The organism is Neoluteolibacter marinus (genome assembly GCF_014904755.1).
Lineage (GTDB): Bacteria > Verrucomicrobiota > Verrucomicrobiia > Verrucomicrobiales > Akkermansiaceae > Haloferula > Haloferula marina.
On sequence record NZ_JACZFQ010000062.1, the window covers coordinates 1 to 4,801 of the forward strand.

General features: G+C 68.7%; 2 protein-coding genes. Both read right to left on the reverse strand.

The genetic code is table 11. From position 1 onward, the window contains the following. Nucleotides 1-26 precede the first annotated feature (26 nt). A complete protein-coding gene (locus tag IG178_RS12925; protein WP_193212980.1) occupies nt 27-2,633 on the reverse strand; it encodes a hypothetical protein in 2,607 nt (868 codons plus the stop codon). A 191-nt stretch (nt 2,634-2,824) separates the two neighbouring features. Next, nucleotides 2,825-4,801 (reverse strand): hypothetical protein (locus IG178_RS12930; RefSeq protein WP_193212981.1); only part of this gene is annotated, 1,977 nt, incomplete at its 5' end.

The following is a 4,801-nucleotide window of genomic DNA, read 5'->3' on the forward strand; positions in this document are numbered from 1 at the left end:
GCGGGAAGACGAGGAGAGCCCGGGGCTCAGGGGGCGGGCCAGTGGAAGGCACGGCCACGGTAGAAGCCCTGGGACTCGTAGCCGGCGCGGGGCGCGACGGCGGGAAGGACGAGTTCGCCCGATTCACCGGCGGTGCCGAAGACGGTGCCGCTGGGCAGGTTCAGCGCGCCGTCGCCCGGGGTGCCGTAGCCCTCGAAGGAGTCGAGCGAGAGGCTCTTCTCGAGGTCGTAGTGGACGCCGGGCTGGCCGAGGAGCGCGAAGTCGAGCGAGGTGATGGCGCCGGCACCGGTGGTGCTGCCGGTGAGCTCGAAGAACGGCTGCGGGTCCGCCGGGTCGCCGGGGTAGGCGAGGTCGGAAGAGGCGACGGTGGCGATGGTCAGGTCGTCCATCTCCACCCGGTTGCTGGCCCGGGCGCTGAGGCCGACGAAGTTGGCGCCGCTCTGGGTCAGCTTGAAGTAGCCCGAGGTCACGAAGAGGCCGTCGCAGTAGACCTTGTAGAAGACGTGCGAGCCGGCGGCGAAGGTGACCGGGTCGGCGAAGGCGAAGTCGGCGCGGATCACGATCGGGGTGCCGCTGGCATTGCCGTCGAAGCCGAAGATGCCGTTGCCGTCGACCGGGAACTGGCCGACCACGATGCCGTCGGCGAAGACCTGGATCATGTCGGTGTGGGCGATCGAGACATAGAAGTCGGCGGCACCGCGGCCGATGTTGTTCGGTGCGCCGGTGACCTGGATCGCGCCGCGCGGGCCGCTGCCGATGTTGGTGCCTTCGTCGGTGAAGGCCGCGACTTCCCCGGCGCTGAGGCCGATGCCGAATCCACCGTAGCGGTCGGAGCGGTCGTCGACCGGGCTGTTCACCTGGTAGTAGCCGAGCGACACGCTGAAGGCGCCGTCGGTGGCGATGGCGGCATCGGTGAAGTTGTGGTCGGGGGCCCAGCAGGACATGCCGGTGCCGACCGCCGCTTCGAGGGCGTTGAAGGCGTTGATCTGGATCGAGTTCGGCCGGTTGTTTCCGCCGTTCTGGTCATTGGCCTCGTGGACCTCGAGGTAGTCGAGCGGGGCGAGGCTGCCGGCCATGCCGGCGGTGGAATAGTCGATGTCCTGGTTCTCGACCGGGTTGAGCGGGTCGGCGGGGTTCTCCTCGTAGCGGTCGAAGCTGTCCGAGAACAGGGTGGTGAGGATCGGCGGCGCGGGGGCCACGGCGGCGACCCCGTAGGTGCGGGTTTCGAAGACGTTGCCGAGGTTGTCCTTGAGGAGCACGGTGAAGGTGACCGAGCCGGCGGACGGATCGACCGTCACGTCCAGGTCGAGCGGGCTCGAGAGCGCGCCCGAGGTTGCGCTGCTGTAGCTGACCGCCGCGCCATTGTCGTCGAGGATCTCGTAGGTCGCGCCGGCGGGGTAGTTGGCACCGTCGAGGTGGAGCGTGACAAACTCGGCCGGCCCGGTTTCATCGAGCCGGACCGCGGTCTGGGTGCTCGAGGTGATGGTGACGTCGGCGGTGGTGACCGTGAAGTCGTCGCTGGCGATCACCGCGGGGGTGGTGTCAGAGATCTCGATGGTGAAGATTTCCGCGCCGAGGGTGCCGTCGACGCTGGTGTTGAAGGTGCCGGTGCTGGAGGTGACCGTGCCCGAGTCGATCACCGCCAGGCTGCTGTCGAGGATCCGGTAGGTGGCGCCGGCGGGGATGTCGCCGCCGGTGAACCAGTCGAGGGTGACGGGTTCGCTGGTGCCGGCGCTCGACACGGTCGCGGGGGTGGCGGTGAGGTTCACCGAGGGCGGCAGGGTCGCGACGGCGAGGTTGTCGAGGTTCACGAACTGCGAGTCGCGGGCGTCGACGGCGATGTAGTTTTCATCGGTGCCGCTCCACTGGAAGTTTCCGGTGCCCTTGGACTCGCCGTTGTAGAAGACCTCGTAGTTGACCGTGGTGCCGGCGTTGAAGTCGGGGAAGAAGAAGTCGACCTTGATGGTGCCGGTGTTGGCGGGCAGGGCATCCTGGGCCAGGCCGAGGACATTGCCGGTGCTGCTGCCCCAGGACAGCGACTTGTTGCCGCGCAGGCAGACCCAGAAGTCGGACACGACCTGGGGCGGCACCGGGCCGCCGGTGAAGCCGTAGGGGTCCGCGGCGAAGGCCCCGGTCAGGCTGGGGTTGGAGCCGCCGCTGGTCCCGGTGGCATCGGTGGCGCTGCCGGCCTCGGCCTTGGACATTCCGATGGCAAAGCCGCCGCCTTGTTGGCGCGAGGTCTGGGTGTAGCCGTTGACGTCGAGGGTCACCGAGAAACCGCCGGAGGCGAGGATCTCCGCGTTGGTGAAGTTGTGGTCGATGTAGGCGTTGGAGGTGCCCGAGCCGACGGCGAGCTGGAGCTGGTTGGTGAGGATCTGGGCACCGCCGCCGTTGGCTCCGCCCGCGTCCTGGACGCCGTAGAGGGGCGGCGCATTGTTGGGGTCGATGAAGGGGTGGACATAGACCGCGTCCGCCGCCAGCGAGGCCCCGGTGTTGTCGGTGATGCCGTCGAGGACGGCATCGATGTTGCGGTTGTCGGCGCGGTCGAAGTTGTCGCTGAAGAGGATCGATTGGGCGGAGAGGCTCGTCGGCAACAGGGCCGAGAGCATCAGGAACCAGCGGGTTTTTTTCACAGGTCGGTGTTGGGTTGGATTTCTTCCAGGGGCGCCCGTTTGCATGGGTATCCGGGCGCAGCCCCTGCGGTGAAAGGGTGTCGCGGGCCCGCGAAGTGTTCCCTTTTGATCCCGCGCCGGTCCTGAACGCACAAAAGGCCGCCTCCCGGCGGGGAGGCGGCCTCGGGGGTGACGTCGCGTCGACGACGCGCTCAGGGGGCCGGCCAGTGGAAGGACTTGCCGCGATAGAAGCCGGCGGCCTCGAATCCCGCGGGCGGGGCGACGGCCGGGAGGGCCAGCAGGCCGCTGCCATCGGCGACTCCGTGGCGGGTGGCGCTCGGGAACCCGGGGATGCCGGCACCCGGTGCGCCGATTCCGTCGAAGGAGATAAGATCGGGGGACTTCTCGATTTCATAGCGCACGCCGGGGGCGCCGCTGAGCTGCAGGTCGATGGCGCCGGCGGGATCCGCGGCGGTGACGGCAAGCGCCGGCAAGGGATCGGCCGGGTCGCCGGGATAGGGCATGTCGGCGGCGGCGACGGTGGCGATGACCAGGTTGTCGAGCTCGGTGCTGTTGGCGGCGCGCGCGCTGAAGCCGACGTGGTTCTCGCCGCTCTGGGTGAGCTGGAAGTAGCCGGAGGCCACCGACAGGTTGTCGCAGTAGACGGTGTAATAGGCGAAGCTGCCCGCGGCGAAGGTCACGGGGTCGGCGAAGGCGACGTCCGCGCGGATCCGCACGGCCGGCGTGGCGACGCCGCCCGTGCCGAACAGGCCGTTGCCGTCGACCGGATGCTCGCCGACGAGGATGCCGTTGGCGAAGATCTGCACCATGTCGGTCTCGGCGACCGAGACGTGGAAGTCGGAGGTGCCCCGGCTGACGTTTTCGAAGACCGCGCCGCGTGGTCCATAGCCGGTGATGTTGGATTCATCCACCATGGCGGTGACTTCGGCCTCGCTCATGCCGAGCCCGAAGCCGATGTAGCGGTCCGGCTGGTCGTTGGCACCGCTGCTGATGACCACGGCGTCGAAGGCGATGCTGAAAGCGCCGTCGGCGGCGATCTGGCTGTCGGTGAAGTTGTGGTTGATCGACCAGCAGGACATGCCCGGCCCGTAGGCGGCCGCGAGGCTGCTGAAGGTGGTGATTTGCATCGACGACGGGGCGCCGCTGCCTTCGAAGACCTCGCGGTAGAAATCGACCGGCGGATCGGCGGGAGCGAGCAGGCCGGTCATGCCGGCGTTCGACGAGTCGATGTCCTCGTCCATCGCGGGATCCCCGGTGAAGCGGCCGAAGTCATCGGAGAACAGGTTGGTCAGCGTGACCGGAGCGGGGCGGGCGGAAGCGACCGTGTAGGTGACGGTGTCGAAGACCACGCCCTGGCTGTCCTTGAGCAGCAGCGTGAAGGTCACCGGGCCCTGCGAGGGGTCGAGTTCCAGGTCGATGAACAGCGGGTCGACGGCCGCGTCGCTGGTCGGGCCGAAGTAGGAGACCGCCGCATTGTTGTCGTCGGAGATCTCGTAGGTGGCCCCCGACGGGAAGTTGGCGAAGGTGTCGATGCTCAGCGTGAGGAACTCGCTGGTGCTGTTCTCGTTGAAGCGCACCGCGGTCTGGCTGGCGTGGAACTCCGGGGCCACCGGGAAAACCTTGGTCGCGGAGCGGGCGACGACGGCGGAGGTGCCGTCGAGCAGCTCGATGGCCAGCTCGACCTCGCCCAGGGTGCCGTCGACGTTGACGGCGACCGAGCCGGATCCGTCGGGCGAGCCGGCGCTGCCCGTGTCGTCGGGGTTCGGGAAGCTGACCGCCTTGTCGGCGGTGATGCGGTAGGTGGCACCCGCCGGCACCGCGGTGGCTTCCCAGTCGAGGGTGATCGTTTCCAGCGTCGAGCCGGCGGAAACGCTGGTCGGCGTGGCGAGCAGCGAGATGGCGGGAGCCGCGGGATTGTGGGTGGCGATGGCGATGCCCTCGAAATTGACGAAGGCGCCGCGGGCATCGAGGCCGATGTAGTTCGAATCCGTGTCGGTCCACGGGAAGCTGCCGCTTCCCCTCGAAGCGCCGTTGAAGAACACCTCGAAGCCGACCTCGGTGTCGGCGGTGAAGTCGGGCACGGTGAAGTTGACGACCAGGGTGCCGCCGGCGGCGCCGCCGGGGATGAGGGCGGAGCCGAGGGAGCCCGGGCCCGCGTCGGAGGCACC